At 66.4% G+C, this 13,292-nt stretch carries 16 protein-coding genes and 1 tRNA gene; 10 read left to right on the forward strand and 7 right to left on the reverse strand.

Annotation, left to right across the window (positions count from 1 at the left end):
• The first annotated feature begins 121 nt into the window (after positions 1–121).
• The 8 genes from EL288_RS08530 to EL288_RS08565 all read left to right on the forward strand — a co-directional run bounded on the left by EL288_RS08530 (position 122) and on the right by EL288_RS08565 (position 7,124).
• Complete coding sequence (locus tag EL288_RS08530) at positions 122–1,624, forward strand: YifB family Mg chelatase-like AAA ATPase (protein ID WP_010926358.1); 1,503 nt, start codon at positions 122–124, stop codon at positions 1,622–1,624.
• Between the two features lie 335 nt (positions 1,625–1,959).
• Positions 1,960–2,157 carry a 50S ribosomal protein L35 gene (gene rpmI, locus EL288_RS08535; protein ID WP_003812834.1) on the forward strand — a complete coding sequence of 66 codons (198 nt, stop codon included), beginning with the start codon at positions 1,960–1,962 and terminating at the stop codon, positions 2,155–2,157.
• 15 nt (positions 2,158–2,172) lie between these two features.
• Positions 2,173–2,532: a 50S ribosomal protein L20 gene (gene rplT, locus EL288_RS08540; RefSeq protein WP_003812832.1), complete on the forward strand. Its 360-nt coding sequence runs from the start codon at positions 2,173–2,175 to the stop codon at positions 2,530–2,532.
• A gap of 74 nt (positions 2,533–2,606) precedes the next feature.
• Positions 2,607–3,629 carry a phenylalanine--tRNA ligase subunit alpha gene (gene pheS, locus EL288_RS08545; RefSeq protein WP_010926359.1) on the forward strand — a complete coding sequence of 341 codons (1,023 nt, stop codon included), beginning with the start codon at positions 2,607–2,609 and terminating at the stop codon, positions 3,627–3,629.
• Between the two features lie 12 nt (positions 3,630–3,641).
• A complete protein-coding gene (gene pheT, locus EL288_RS08550; RefSeq protein WP_010926360.1) occupies positions 3,642–6,059 on the forward strand; it encodes a phenylalanine--tRNA ligase subunit beta in 2,418 nt (805 codons plus the stop codon).
• 5 nt (positions 6,060–6,064) lie between these two features.
• The gene (locus EL288_RS08555) at positions 6,065–6,406 is read left to right on the forward strand and encodes an integration host factor subunit alpha (protein WP_003812826.1); all 342 of its coding nucleotides are present in this window, start codon (positions 6,065–6,067) and stop codon (positions 6,404–6,406) included.
• A gap of 58 nt (positions 6,407–6,464) precedes the next feature.
• Positions 6,465–6,875, forward strand: a complete 411-nt coding sequence (locus EL288_RS08560; RefSeq protein WP_003812822.1) for a MerR family transcriptional regulator — start codon at positions 6,465–6,467, stop codon at positions 6,873–6,875.
• Positions 6,876–7,047: 172 nt separating this feature from the next.
• Positions 7,048–7,124 (forward strand) — tRNA-Pro (locus EL288_RS08565).
• Between the two features lie 146 nt (positions 7,125–7,270).
• Here the strand turns inward: EL288_RS08565 and EL288_RS08570 are convergent.
• A complete protein-coding gene (locus tag EL288_RS08570) occupies positions 7,271–8,362 on the reverse strand; it encodes a hypothetical protein (RefSeq protein WP_015064069.1) in 1,092 nt (363 codons plus the stop codon).
• 183 nt (positions 8,363–8,545) lie between these two features.
• Between EL288_RS08570 and EL288_RS08575 the strand changes: the two genes are divergently transcribed.
• Entirely contained in the window at positions 8,546–9,142 is a 597-nt protein-coding gene (locus tag EL288_RS08575; RefSeq protein ID WP_003812820.1) for a BPSL1445 family SYLF domain-containing lipoprotein, read from the forward strand.
• Positions 9,143–9,241: 99 nt separating this feature from the next.
• Here EL288_RS08575 and EL288_RS08580 read toward each other — a convergent pair whose 3' ends face one another.
• From EL288_RS08580 to EL288_RS08595, 4 genes are all read right to left on the reverse strand, one after another.
• Positions 9,242–9,424, reverse strand: a complete 183-nt coding sequence (locus EL288_RS08580) for a hypothetical protein (RefSeq protein WP_004567479.1) — start codon at positions 9,422–9,424, stop codon at positions 9,242–9,244.
• A gap of 256 nt (positions 9,425–9,680) precedes the next feature.
• A complete protein-coding gene (locus tag EL288_RS08585; protein ID WP_003812818.1) occupies positions 9,681–10,394 on the reverse strand; it encodes a class I SAM-dependent methyltransferase in 714 nt (237 codons plus the stop codon).
• A gap of 122 nt (positions 10,395–10,516) precedes the next feature.
• Complete coding sequence (locus tag EL288_RS08590) at positions 10,517–10,990, reverse strand: GNAT family N-acetyltransferase (protein ID WP_010926362.1); 474 nt, start codon at positions 10,988–10,990, stop codon at positions 10,517–10,519.
• Between the two features lie 2 nt (positions 10,991–10,992).
• The gene (locus EL288_RS08595; RefSeq protein ID WP_003812814.1) at positions 10,993–11,370 is read right to left on the reverse strand and encodes a DUF1090 domain-containing protein; all 378 of its coding nucleotides are present in this window, start codon (positions 11,368–11,370) and stop codon (positions 10,993–10,995) included.
• 124 nt (positions 11,371–11,494) lie between these two features.
• On the opposite strand from EL288_RS08595, the gene blaBOR reads away from it, so the two are divergent.
• Positions 11,495–12,412 (forward strand): BOR family class A beta-lactamase, encoded by a 918-nt coding sequence (gene blaBOR / locus EL288_RS08600; protein ID WP_033451071.1) that lies wholly within the window; start codon positions 11,495–11,497, stop codon positions 12,410–12,412.
• A 14-nt stretch (positions 12,413–12,426) separates the two neighbouring features.
• Here blaBOR and EL288_RS08605 read toward each other — a convergent pair whose 3' ends face one another.
• Positions 12,427–12,780, reverse strand: coding sequence for a hypothetical protein (locus tag EL288_RS08605; protein WP_003812810.1), 354 nt, complete (start codon positions 12,778–12,780; stop codon positions 12,427–12,429).
• Between the two features lie 17 nt (positions 12,781–12,797).
• Positions 12,798–13,256, reverse strand: a complete 459-nt coding sequence (locus tag EL288_RS08610) for an Lrp/AsnC family transcriptional regulator (protein WP_033446510.1) — start codon at positions 13,254–13,256, stop codon at positions 12,798–12,800.
• Positions 13,257–13,292 lie beyond the last annotated feature (36 nt).

Genomic DNA, 13,292 nt, shown 5'->3' on the forward strand with positions numbered 1-13,292 from the left:
AAGCGGCGGACGTACAGGCCGTCCCGGCCGCTCCCGCGGCGTGACGTTTCCGGCACGGCGCGCCCCCACGCCAGCTCCGTCTTGGCCATACTGGCGCATCGTCATCGCAGGGGAGTTGGCCATGACCCTGGCCGTATTGGCCAGCCGGGCGATCGCCGGCTGGCAGGCGCCCGCCGTGCGCGTCGAGACCCATCTGGGCAGCGGCCTGCCCGCTTTTGCCATCGTCGGGCTGCCCGACGTCGAGGTCCGCGAAAGCCGCGAACGGGTGAGGGCGGCCATCCAGAACAGCGGCTTCGATTTCCCGCCCGGCCGCATTACCGTCAACCTGTCGCCCGCCGACCTGCCCAAGGCCTCGGCGCGCTTCGATTTGCCCATTGCGCTGGGTATCCTGCTGGCCAGCGGCCAGGTGGCCGCCAGCGCCGCGCAAACGGCGGCGCTGCCCGATTGCGTGTGGGCGGCCGAACTGTCGCTGTCGGGCGCCCTGGTGCCGCTGGCCGCGCCCTTGGCCCTGGCGCTGGCCGTGGCACGCGAGCAGCCGGGTGCGACGCTGGTGCTGCCGGCTGGCAGCGCCGCCGTGGCCGCATGGGTGCCGGGCATCCGGGTGCTGGCTGCCCATACGCTGGGCGAGGCGGCGGCGTACCTGGCCGGGCACGCCGAGCTGGCGCCGGCCGAGCGCCGCAGCTGGCCCGAGGCCGAACCCGGTCCGTGCCTGTCCGACGTGCGGGGCCAGCCGGCTGCCCGGCGCGCCTTGGAAGTGGCGGCCGCCGGCGGCCACAGCCTCTTGATGTGCGGGCCGCCCGGGGCGGGCAAAAGCATGCTGGCGCAACGCCTGCCGGGCCTGCTGCCGCCGCTGGAGCAGCGCCAGGCGCTGGAGGTGGCGGCCATCGCGGGCGCCGGCGGGGCGCCCGAGGTCCTGCGCGGCCAGCCGCCGTTCCGGGCCCCGCATCACTCCGCCTCGGCCGCCGCCCTGGTGGGCGGCGGCGCCAGGCCTCGCCCGGGCGAGATCAGCCTGGCGCACCATGGCGTGCTGTTCCTGGACGAACTGCCCGAGTTCGAGCGTCGCGCCCTGGAGTCCCTGCGCGAGCCGCTGGAGACCGGCAAGGTCGTCATCTCCCGGGCGCTGCACAGCGTCGAGTATCCCGCCGTATTCCAGCTGGTTGCGGCCATGAATCCGTGCCCCTGCGGCTGGCGCGGGCATGCGTCGAAGGCCTGCCGCTGCACGCCGGACCAGGTGCGCCGCTATGCGGCGCGCGTGTCCGGGCCGCTGGTCGATCGCATAGACCTGTGGATCGAGCTGCCCGCCACCGAGCCGCAGTGGCTGGCCGAACCGCCGGGCGAGCCCTCCCTTCCGGTGCGCGAGCGCGTGGCGCGCTGCCGCCAGCGGCAGTTGGCCCGCCAGGGCTGCCTGAACGCCAAGCTGTCCGGCCCGGCGCTCGATGCGCATTGCGCCCTGGGCGCCGCGGCCCGCACGCTGCTGCAGCAGGCCATGCGGCGCCTGGGCGGCTCGGCGCGCGCCGCCCATCGCGCGCTCAGGGTGGCGCGCACCCTGGCCGACCTCGCGCACGAGCCGGAGATCGGCGCCGCCCATATCGCCGAAGCGGTACAGTACCGCCGTCCCACGTAGCCGGCCGCAATCGGGGACGGGACAGCGCGGGGCAGACAAGGACGCTGCGCAGGCCGCTCGACAAACGGGGTGAAATCGCCATATAATCAAAGGCTTTCCGGCGCTTGTGCGATCTTTTTTGCCGCAGGGGCCGGGAGAGCGGGGCATTAATGCGGGCATTGCCGCCAGGCAAGACCTCAGGAATCGCACCCGAAGCAGTACCAATAAGCAGTACCCATGAGCAGCACCAATAAGTGGACACAGGTTCGACCAAGTTTTGTCGCCCGGTTGGCAACTTGCAGTAGCCGGCGCCAAGCACCTGTAGCCATGTACATCAACATCCTCTAGGAATCATCATGCCCAAGATGAAAACCAAGAAAAGCGCCGCCAAGCGCTTTAAGGTTCGCGGCAGCGGATCCATCAAGCGTGGTCAGGCGTTCAAGCGTCACATCCTGACCAAGAAGACCACCAAGAACAAGCGCCAGCTGCGCGGTTCGGCTGCGGTCCACGAAACCAACGTCGCTTCCGTGAAAGCGATGATGCCTTTCGCTTGATAAGGGAGATCTACTATGCCTCGCGTTAAACGCGGCGTTACCGCCCGCGCCCGTCACAAGAAAGTCATTGCCGCCGCCAAGGGTTACCGTGGCCGTCGTGGCAACGTATTCCGCATCGCCAAGCAAGCGGTCATGCGCGCCGGCCAATACGCCTACCGCGACCGCCGCAACAAGAAGCGCACGTTCCGTGCCCTGTGGATCACCCGTATCAACGCCGCCGTGCGTGAGCAGGGCATGAGCTACAGCGTGTTCATCGCCGGCCTGAAGAAGGCTGCGATCGAACTCGATCGCAAGGTGCTGGCCGATCTGGCCGTGCGCGACAAGGCCGGTTTCGCGGCCATCGTGCAGCAAGCCAAGGCTGCCTTGGCTGCCTGATCGCGTACATACATCGCGGATCGCTGCAAACGGGGCTGTAATGGCCCCGTTTGCGTTTTGAAGGCTCAAATTCCATGACATTACTGGTCGACGACCTGGTTTCTCAGGCTCAAGAACGATTCGCCGCCGCCTCCGACGCCGCCGCGCTCGAAAACGCCAAGGCGCGCTTTCTGGGCAAGGAAGGCGCGCTGACGGTCCTGCTCAAGGCACTGGGCAAGCTGGACCCCGAGCAGAAGCGCGAGATGGGCGCCCGCATCAATCAGGCCAAGCAGCAGATCGAAGCGCTGCTCAACGCCCGCCGCGCCGCGCTGGCGCAGGCCGAGCTGGATGCCCGCCTGGCCTCCGAAACCATCGATGTCACCCTGCCTGGCCGCGGCAAGGCCGCCGGCGGGATCCACCCGGTCATCCGTACCTGGGAACGCGTTGAAGAAATCTTCCGCTCCATCGGCTTCGACGTGGCCGACGGTCCCGAGGTGGAAAACGACTGGACCAATTTCACTGCCCTGAACAACCCGCTGGACCACCCGGCGCGGTCGATGCAGGACACCTTCTACGTCGACATGCACGATGCCGACGGCCTGCCGCTGCTGCTGCGCACGCACACCAGCCCGATGCAGGTGCGCTATGCGCGCATGCACAAGCCGCCCATCAAGGTCATCGCGCCGGGGCGTACCTATCGCGTCGACAGCGACGCCACCCACTCGCCCATGTTCCACCAGGTCGAGGGGCTGTGGATCGCCGAGGACATTTCGTTTGCCGACCTCAAGGGCGTGTACACCGACTTCCTGCGCTGCTTCTTCGAAAGCGACGATCTGGTGGTGCGCTTCCGGCCGTCCTTCTTCCCGTTCACCGAACCGTCGGCCGAGATCGACATGATGTTCACCTCCGGACCCAATCGCGGCCGCTGGCTGGAGATCTCGGGTTCGGGCCAGGTGCATCCGCAGGTCGTGCGCAACTTCGGGCTCGACCCCGAGCGCTACATCGGCTTTGCCTTCGGCTCCGGGCTGGAGCGCCTGACCATGCTGCGTTACGGCGTCAACGACCTGCGCCAGTTCTACGAAGGCGATTTGCGCTTCCTGCGCCAGTTCAACGAATAAATACGGGCAATCATGCAATTTCCTGAATCCTGGCTACGTTCGCTGGTCAACCCTTCGATCGGCACCGATGAGCTCGCGCACCGGCTGACCATGGCCGGCCTGGAAGTCGAAGAAACCGAGCCGGCCGCCCCGCCGTTTACCGGCGTGGTGGTGGCGCACATCGTCGACATCGCGCCCCATCCCGACGCCGACAAGCTGCGCGTGTGCCAGGTCGACGACGGTTCGGGCGCCTTGCTGCAGATCGTGTGCGGCGCGCCCAATGCGGCCGCGGGCCTGACCGTGCCGCTGGCGCGCGTGGGCGCCGAACTGCCCGGCGGCATGAAGATCGGCGTGGCCAAGATGCGCGGCGTGCAATCCTCGGGCATGCTGTGCTCGGCGCGCGAGCTGGGCCTGTCGCAGGATCACGCAGGCCTGCTCGAACTGCCGGCCGCGTTGCGCCCGGGCACCGATATCCGCGCCGCGCTGGACCTGGATGACACCTTGTTCACGCTCAAGCTGACGCCCAATCGCGCCGACTGTCTGTCCATCCTCGGTGTGGCCCGCGAAGTCGCCGCGCTGACCGGCACGCCGCTTACGGCGCCGGCGGCCGAGCCCGTGCCGGTCACGATCGACCATCGCCTGCCGGTCGCCATCCAGGCCCCGGATCTGTGCGGCCGCTTTGCCGGGCGCGTGATCCAGGGCGTCAACGCGCGCGCCGCGACGCCCGAATGGATGAAGACGCGCCTGGAGCGCGCCGGCCAGCGTTCGGTGTCGGCCCTGGTCGATATTTCCAACTACGTCATGCTCGAGGTGGGGCGTCCCTCGCATGTGTTCGATCTCGACAAGATCGGCGGCGACCTCTCCGTGCGCTGGGCGCGCGAAGGCGAAACGCTCGAATTGCTCAACGGCCAGGCCGTTGCGCTGGACCCCAAGGTGGGCGTGGTGGTGGCCGGCGAACAGGTAGAGAGCCTGGCCGGCATCATGGGCGGCGAAGCGACCTCGGTGACGCTGGATACGCGCAACATCTATCTCGAGGCGGCATTCTGGTGGCCCGGCGCGATCGCCGGCCGCGCGCGCCGCTACAAGTTCAGCTCCGAAGCCAGCCACCGCTTCGAGCGCGGCGTGGACTACGCCTCGATCCCCGAGCACATCGAACTGATCACCCGGCTCATTCTCGACATCTGCGGCGGACAGGCCGGCCCGGTCGACGACCAGTGCGTCAACCTGCCCGTGCGCGAGCCCGTGCGCATGCGGCTGGCGCGCTGCCACCGTGTGCTGGGCGTGGCGGTGGAGCGTGCCGAAGTGGCGCAGATCTTCACCCGCCTGGGCCTGCCGTTCCAGGAGCAGGGCGACGACTTTGTCGTGACGCCGCCGTCGTACCGCTTCGACATCGAGATCGAGGAAGACCTGATCGAGGAAGTCGCACGCGTCTACGGCTTCGAGCGGATTCCCGACGTGCCGCCGGTGGCGCGCGCCAAGATGCACGCGCAGCCCGAAGCGCGCCGCGGCGCGCACGCCGTGCGCCGCCTGGTGGCCGCGCGCGACTATCAGGAAGTGGTCAATTACAGCTTCGTCGAAGCCGCGTGGGAACGTGACTACGCCGGCAACGACAACCCGGTGCGCCTGGTCAACCCCATCGCGAGCCATTTGTCGGTGATGCGCTCCAGCCTCATCGCGGGGCTGGTCGCCATCGTGCGCCACAACGCCAATCGCAAGCAAAGCCGCGTGCGCCTGTTCGAACTGGGCCGCGTGTTCCATCGCGATCCGCAACTGGCCGACGGCCCGCTGGAAGTGGCGGGCGTGCGCCAGCCGCTCATGCTGGCGGGCGTGGCCTGGGGCGGGGCGGTCGAAGAGCAGTGGGGCGTGCCGCACCGCCAGGTCGACTTCTACGACGTCAAGCAGGACGTCGAGGCCCTGTTCGGCGCGCGCGCCGACGCGTTGCGCTTCGTCGCCGACCGCTATCCCGCCCTGCATCCCGGACGCAGCGCCCGCATCGAGCTGGACGGCCAGCCCATCGGCTGGCTGGGCGAACTGCATCCGCAATGGACGCAGCAAGCCGACCTGCACCATGCACCGGTCGTCTTCGAGCTGGACTTCGAGGCGCTGGCCGAGCGGCGCCTGCCGGCGGTGCGCGAGCTGTCGCGCCAGCCTGCGGTCGTGCGCGATCTGGCCTTGTGGGTCGATGCGAAATTGCCGGCCCAGGCCATGCTCGATACGGTGGCCGCGGCCATCGCGCGCGATCCGCAACTGTCGGTGGTGCAGGATGCGCAGGTGTTCGACGTCTGGCGCGAAAAGCCGGTGGCCGGGCAAACTGTTACCGAGAAAAGCCTTGCTTTCCGATTCTGGCTACAGGACACTGAGGTCACGCTGGACGAAGCCCGCGTTGCCGATTGCATTGCCCGCATCAAGGATGCGCTGGTTGCCGCGCACAACGCGCGCCAACGGGCCTGATCATCATGGGGACCACTATGCTTGCCGAGCCGCGTACGTTGACCAAGGCCGAGCTGGCCGAACTGCTCTTCGAGCGGGTCGGCCTGAACAAGCGCGAAGCCAAGGACATCGTGGACACCTTTTTCGAAGAGATCCGCGACGCGCTTGCGCGCGGTGACTCGGTGAAATTGTCGGGGTTCGGCAATTTCCAGGTGCGGGACAAGCCGCCCAGGCCCGGCCGCAATCCCAAGACGGGCGAGACCATCCCCATCGCGGCGCGGCGCGTGGTCACCTTCCACGCCAGCCAGAAACTCAAGAGCGTGGTCGAACAGCCCAGCTCGCCGCCGGACCCCGCCTCTGCGGAGTGATACGCTTTGTCGGCAATTGTCATCGGCTCATTCAGGCCTCGCGGCATAAAATCCCCTTATGACACGTACCGAACCCACTGTAACCACGCTACCGCCCATTCCCGCCAAACGCTATTTCACCATCGGTGAGGTCAGCGATCTCTGCGGCGTAAAACCCCACGTGCTGCGGTACTGGGAGCAGGAATTCACGCAACTCAAGCCCGTCAAGCGGCGCGGCAATCGCCGCTACTATCAGCATCACGAAGTGCTGCTGATCCGCCGCATCCGTTCGCTGCTGTACGAACAGGGCTTCACCATCAGTGGCGCGCGCAACCGCCTGGGCGATGCGCGCGACGCCGCGCACGATGCAGAAGCCGCGGTGCGGCTGAGCGCGGGCGAGCTGCAGGCCCTGCGCAACGAGCTCGGCGACATCTCCTCGATGCTGGGCGAGGCGCTGGGCGGCCAGTCCGAGAACGCGGCCAACGCCTGAGCAAAGCCCGGCCGCTCAGGTACGGCAGGCCGCGACGCCGCCTGGTTCTTCGCGAACCGGCGGCGTTTTCCTTGGGCGCTCGCAAACGCGGCCGTCCAGGCACGGCGTGCCGGCAAAATTTGCGATGCAGTGCGTGCACGCATTTTTCAGTTCTGATATACTTTCGTTCTTTCGGGGCGTAGCGCAGCCTGGTAGCGCACTTGCATGGGGTGCAAGGGGTCGCGAGTTCGAATCCCGCCGTCCCGACCAGTAGTTCCAAGGCCGTCAGTGATCACATCACTGACGGCCTTGTCTTTTGTGGGGACTTTCGTGGGGGCTTTTCCCACTCAAGCCACCCGCCGCTTGCGCATCGTCAACGCCGGACTGGCAGTGCAGAATCCAACGCCGGCGCGGAACTATAGATGTACGTCGCGTAGACGGATTATCTTGAAGTACAACTGATACCCAGGCTGGCAGCCGGCGTCGACGCAGGTGAATGAGGTCAGACTGAGAGATTTGGGATCGTAATCCACCTTTTGCGTCTGTCCGTGTGCGTCGACGTGGAACCTGGGAATCGACTCCATGACTGGGACGATAGAAAGCTGATCGGCGCCATACGTTGACATCTCATTGGCGCTGACAGGGATGCCGTCGCGTTCTACGAATATGCCATTCCATGGGTCAAAAAGTACCCATTTATTAAGCTGCTCAACCCAAATTTCCGTTGCGGCATGGCTATACGAAGTCAGCCCGGGGAGTTGCGGATCTGATCCGTAGGCGTCCACGGGGCGGACTTTCAGGCCCTTAATGCCAGTGGAAGCGTGCACGAACAATTCACGGAAACCCGCGCATTGAACTGAAAAGCGCCCCTCTTGAACTGCCCGTAGCTTTTCGGTGAGGGGCTGTTTTACGAATTCCCGATATGAAAGCGTCGTGGGACCTTGCATGACCGGTTTTTCCCACAGGAATTCCAGTAACGCGACCGCAATTCCAATTGCGGGATATGGAAATGAGTCGACTTGTCCGATTTGGAGCCTAGGGGTATGACTTAGCACCAAGGGGCGCGGCGAGTATGTGGACTCGGTGTCGATATTGATAGTTCGACGTCCCAATACGGTGTACCCGCCACGTTGCTCGAATCTGAACTTTGCCCGCAGCCAGGCTTCTGGTTGGCGCACCAGTTCGAACCAGTCTTTCCCTTTGATGACGATAATCGAGTATTCGCGGTTGGCAGGTTCGGGAGCTGGCAGAACTATCGATCCCTCCTTGCTCGGCTTTAGCGACAGTGATTCGAGGGCTGTGGCGTCAATGGAGGACGGCACGTCAGCAAGAATCGCATATGAGAATTCAGCGTCGCTGTTCAAGTTGACTTCCAGTCGGCCATCGGCGAAATGCACGCTGATGAGACGTGTCGGAAACGAGGGCCAAGCCAGAGCGATGATGACAACAAGCGCGGTGGCGACAAGGTAAACCGCGAAGCAGGTGCTTTTTTTCATGCCACGCAGCATAAGCGGAACGGCCGTTCAACTCTAGTGTGCCTGAGAGTTTTTTCGCGCTGACGTGCAGCGGCAGGGCAAAGGGAAGGGGCGAGGCCACGGTGGCTTGTGGTTAAGCCATTACACGTTTAGTCAAGCGCGGCCGCGCGGACAGGACTACAGTGGAGAATCCCCCACAACCCGAAGGAGAGTTTGATGATGATCGAAAACCTCCCCAGAATGCGTCGCGCCGGATGGGCGGCTGCGGCGATTGCCGTCGCCGGCCTGGCGTTTACCGGATGCACGACGACCACGCCCAACAACCAGGCGGCGGCGGCCGACCAGCGCAACGAGATCAACGCCGGCGCCGACGCGACGCTGTCGAAACTCTACACCGCTTCGCCGCAGGCCAAGGATCTGGTGCAGCGCGCGCGTGGCGTGCTGGTGTTCCCGTCGGTGATGGGCGCCAGCTTCATCGTCGGCGGCGAGCACGGCAAGGGCGTGCTGCGCACGGGCGGCAAGAATGCGGGCTACTACAGCACCACCAGCGGTTCGGTGGGACTGCAGGCGGGGGCACAGTCGCGCGCCTACGTGCTGTTGTTCATGACCGATGAGGCGCTGGCGCAATTCCGCCAGAGCAGCGGTTGGACGGCGGGCGCCGATGCGTCGGTGGCGGTCGCCACCATAGGGGCCAATGGCCGTATCGATACCAACACGGCCAAGCAGCCGATCGTGGGCTTCGTACTCAACAACGCGGGCCTGATGGCGGGCGTGTCGATCGAAGGCGCCAAGATCAACAAACTGGAGCTGTAGTCCGCGCCGGGCTGCCCGTGGGCAGTCCGGCACGCTTCCTCGGCCCGTGCGCGCGTGGACAGGCGCGCGGACGCCTGGTTTTGCGCCCCGGGGGGGCGGTCATTCCAGGGACATGAACATCGCGAACGCGATGGGGATGATGAGCAGGAAGGCGAAGGTCGAACTGATGACCGTTGCAGAAATCTTGACCAGCGTTTCACTACCGGCGGACTGAATCGTCTTGGCAAGCAGCGCCAGAATACTCAGTATCGCCAACGACGAAAAAACTGCCACGTATTCCATGTTGCCTCCTAGCGTCCATGCCAGCTTGGCGTAGGACGTCCCGTTGTTTACGGCTTGCTGTTCTTGTGTCCCCATTGTGCGCCTCAATGTGTAGGAAGTGTCTGAGGGTTTTCCAGGGGCGGATGGGCAGGCGCCGGCGCGCAGCAGCAAGGCATGGCAGGCGCGCTCTTGCGCCGCGCTGCAGCAACGGATGATGGGAGGAGGGAAAAAAGTGTTGCCGGGGCAGGCCCGGCGACGATTTTGCGGCGCGCCGTGGTCAGGGCGCGGCGGGTTTGCCGATCCAGCACAGCAAATGGGTGCGCAGGAACGGGCACAGGCTGTTGACAGGTGCGTACAGTGTGGCGGGCAGGCGACGCGCCAAGGGCGGGGCCAGCGTGATCCTGGCGGTGTGGATGCGGGCGTGGGGGAACAGCGCGCGTACTTCGCGCAGCGGTACGCCGCGCACATTCGGGTTGCGCGGGTTGTTATAGGCGAAGTCGTACCACAGCACGCCGCCGCCTGGTTTGGTCCAGTGCCACATCCGTTGCGCCAGATCGCGCCGCGCCTGGGCATCCAGTATGGACGTGAACACGGTCGATTGATAAAGCACGTCGAAGCCTTCGCGCTCCAGGTCCAGGTCCAGGGCATTGCCCGCCAGGATGGGGACGGCCTGCGGCAGGCGGTGGCGCGCCTGTTCGACGCGGCTGTCCATGAGGTCATTGCCCATCAGGTTGGCGGGATCGAAGCCCAGGCGAATCAGGTCGAGCAGATTGCTGCCCGAGCCGCAGCCGACCTCCAGCACGCGAGCCTGAGCGGGCGGCACCGACAGGTGCTGCCGCAGCATGTAGGCCAGCGCGCGATCGCGCTCGTGTTGAATACGTTGATTGACCGGCAGCAGAGGGATGTAGCGCGCATTCAGGTCGGCGTTGGCCGCGCGCGCTGTATAGACATCTTTCAGCGTGTCGGTCCACTCATGGGAAGACGGGGCCATCGGCGCTCCGTTAGGTGAATGGACAACTGACAAACGCCTTAACAATAGCGCGCCGATTGCGTGGCATGCAAGAACCGATGCACGGCGATGCGGCACCGAATTTTCCCGATCCGGGCAATAACCTAGGCGGGTTTATGCGGGCTGGTGTGCACCACGTAGCGAACGAACCCGCTATGCGGTGTGTATTGGTCGTACAGCGCCCGGGCGCGATAGTTGTTTTCCCGGGTGTTCCAGTACAGGCGCGACCAGCCGCGTGTCCGGGCCTCGTCCACCAGCCAGTCCAGCATGCGCCGCCCGGCGCCCTGGGCGCGCGCCTGCGGATCGACATACAGATCCTGCAGGTAGCACACCGGCGCCAGGGTCGAGGTGTTCTCGTGCAGCAGGTAGTTGGCGATGCCGAGCACGCCGTGCGTGGCGCTTTCGGCCACGATGGCGTAGACGGCCTGGGCCGGGTCCATGATGCGGCGCCAGGTATGGCGGGTCACGGCCTCGACGGGTTCGCGTTCGTAGAAGCGCGTATAGCCGTCCCAGAGTTCGCGCCAGCGCGGTTCGTCGCCCGGCCGTACGGGGCGGATCAGCAGGTCGCGGGGCGCCATGGTCAGCGGGTCAGTTCGGCGCGCGCGTTGTCCAGGTCCTGCTGGGCCTCGCGCAGCTTGCGCTCGGCCTTGGCGATGTCGTCGGCGTCGCCTTCCTGCCGCTCTTCGTCCAGTTCGCGCTGGCGTTCGGCCACCTTGTCGGTGGCGTCGCGCACATCGCGCTCGCGGTCGGCCCGCAGGCTTGCGTCGTCGCAATGCCGGGCGCCCGCCAGCGCCTCTTCGAGGCCCTTGATGCGGCCGGTGTTGCCATGGGCGCGCGCCTGCGCCAGCTCGGTCTCGATGCGGTCCTGCTTGGCCGCGCAGCCGGTCAAGGGCGCGGGGGGCTGCGCCAGGGCCTGGCCGCATGCCAGGATGGTTGCTGCCCAGACTAGTCGTGACATAAGCTACCTCGTCGCGGTCGCAAAGGCTTGATCATACGCTGACGCAGACAGTGCCGGCACATGGGTGGATCGCGGCGCCCGCAATCCGGCATCGCGGCGTTTTCCCTGCGTGAGGTGAACCATCATGAATCGACGTGGATTCGGGGCCGGCATGCTGGCGGCCCTGGGGGCGGCGTGCATGCCGCCATGGGCGCGCGCCGGCATGCGGCGCGCGGCGCGGCCGGCCGATGCGGCGGCGCAAGCGCAGCGCCAGCTTGCGCTGCTGGAGCAGCGGCATGGCGTGCGCCTGGGCGTCCAGGTGCACGATCGCGACAGCGATCGCGCGTTCAGCCATCGGGCCGACGAACGCTTTCCGATGTGCAGTACCTTCAAGCTGCTGGCCGCCGGCGCCGTATTGGCGCGCGCAGACCGCGGCGACGATAGCCTGCGGCGCCTGATCCGCTACGGCGCGGCGGACATCGTGGCGTATTCGCCGGTCACCGGGCCGCGCCAGGCCGAGGGCATGACGCTGGAGCAATTGTGCGAGGCGGCCGTCACGCGCAGCGACAACACCGCGGGCAACCTGCTGCTGTCGACGCTGGGCGGCCCGCCCGGGTTGACCGCCTACGCGCGCGGCCTGGGCGACCGGATGACGCGGCTCGACCGCATCGAGACCGCGCTCAACGAGGCCAGGCCAGGCGATCCGCGCGATACCACCACGCCGGCCGCCATGGCCGGCAACCTGCAGCGCCTGTTGCTGGGCGATGCCTTGCATCCGGCTTCGCGCCAGCGGCTGGCCGATTGGTTGCTGGCCAGCCAGACCGGCGATACGCGCCTGCGCGCCGGCCTGCCCGCGGGCTGGCGTATCGGCGACAAGACGGGCGCGGGCGGCCATGGCACCAACAACGATATCGGCGTCATCTGGCCGCGCGATGGCGCGCCGGTGCTGATCTCGGCCTATCTCACCCAGTCCAGCGCCTCGCGCGAGGCGCAGAATGCTGTGCTGGCAGAAGTGGGTCGCATCGCCGCCCATGCGGTGGCGGCGTGGCGGCTTGGCAGCTAGCCTCGGGGCGCCGTTCAGTTCTTCTCGGCGGGCGGCTGCGGCTTTTCGTCGCAATAGAAGGTGACCACGGCCTTCTTGGGCATCAGTCCGGTCGCGTGGTTGGACGTGATTTCCGGACGCGCGAACTTGCGCCCCTGGGCTTCGCAGTACTGGCGCGCGCGTTCGCGCGCCTGGTTCTTGATCTCGACCCAGGTCGCCGCCTTCATGCCCGCGTTGTAGCTGACCGTGTACTGATTCTTGGCGACCGGCGTGACCTCGCTCATGCTGGAGCAGGCGGCCAGAAACAGGACGAGCATGGGGGCGAGCAGACGTAGCGGCATAGGTGCATCCGGACGGGCCGGGGACTGGGGGTTGGTGGCGGTTCCCACAGTGTAGCCTTGTCGCGTCAGCCCGGCGCGATGGCGCTGCGGCGGTCCAGCCTGCGGCTGAGCACGATGGATGTCTGCGTCTGTTTCACGCCGTCGATCAGGCCGATGTGGTCGAGCAGGTCGTCGAGCTGCTCATGGGTTTCGCAGCGCAGGAAAACCAGGTAGTCGAATGCGCCGCTGACCGAGGAAATCTCTTCGACCTCGGGAATCCTGGCCAGTTCGCGCATGACCGCCGCCGGCGTCTTCGGCAGCACGCTGAGGAAGCAATAGGCGCGCACCGCGGCTTCCTCCAGTCGTTGTCCGAGCCGCACCCCGTAGCCGGCGATCACGCCGTCGCGCTCCAGACGTGCAATGCGTGCGACGACAGTGCTGCGCGCAAGATGCAGCTTGCGCGCCAGGATGGCGGCGGGTTCGCGCGCGTTGGCCTGCAGCAGGCTGAGCAATTGCCGGTCGATGGCGTCGAGTCTTGGATCCATGGCGGGCGCAGGGCGGTTGCGGTCTGGCGCACGGTA

The sequence above is a fragment of the Bordetella bronchiseptica genome (assembly GCF_900636925.1).
GTDB lineage: Bacteria > Pseudomonadota > Gammaproteobacteria > Burkholderiales > Burkholderiaceae_B > Bordetella > Bordetella pertussis.